Genomic DNA, 568 nt, shown 5'->3' with positions numbered 1-568 from the left:
TTTTTCAAAGAACAAGTAAAAATAGGTCAATTATTGGAAAAGTTCGATTCTCTAATTACCCTTTATCAGCGTAAGTATGAGAAACTTGTAAGCATTAAAAAGAGTTTGTTAAGCAAAATGTTTCCGAATGATGGTGAAGTAGTACCAAAAATCCGTTTCAAAGGATTCACTAACGCTTGAGAACGGTATAAATTTGGAAATATTGCAACAAAATTTGAATATGGTCTACCAGCACCCTCAACGGAATATGACGGAATAAATATTTATCTAAGAATTTCAGATATTGATGAAAATTCTAGATTACTTAATATTGATAAATTAGCCTCACCAAAAATAAATTTAAATGGCTTAGATAATTATTTGTTAACCAAGGGAGATATTCTTCTTCCACGTACAGGAAGTGTTAGTAAAACATACATTTATAACGAAAAATACCAAAAAATATACTTTGATGGTCATTTAATTAGACCAAAATTAAATAAAAATTTCTAGGGAGCTAACAAAAATTAACGGTCTTAGCAGAAAGGACCGTTTTTATTATGAAAAAAATGGAAAGCAATTTGATCGA

Annotated in this window: 1 protein-coding gene; it reads left to right on the top strand. The window is 29.0% G+C overall.

Features of this window, described 5'->3' with window-relative positions; genetic code table 4:
* Positions 1-492: restriction endonuclease subunit S domain-containing protein (locus tag CG473_RS04290; RefSeq protein ID WP_483407009.1), on the top strand; the 492-nt coding region annotated here is incomplete at its 5' end.
* Positions 493-568: the final 76 nt, after the last annotated feature.

It is taken from the genome of Mycoplasma testudineum (genome assembly GCF_002245785.1).
GTDB classification, from domain to species: Bacteria; Bacillota_I; Bacilli_A; order Mycoplasmatales; family Metamycoplasmataceae; genus Mycoplasmopsis_B; species Mycoplasmopsis_B testudinea.
This window is presented reverse-complemented; position numbering and strand designations above follow the sequence as displayed.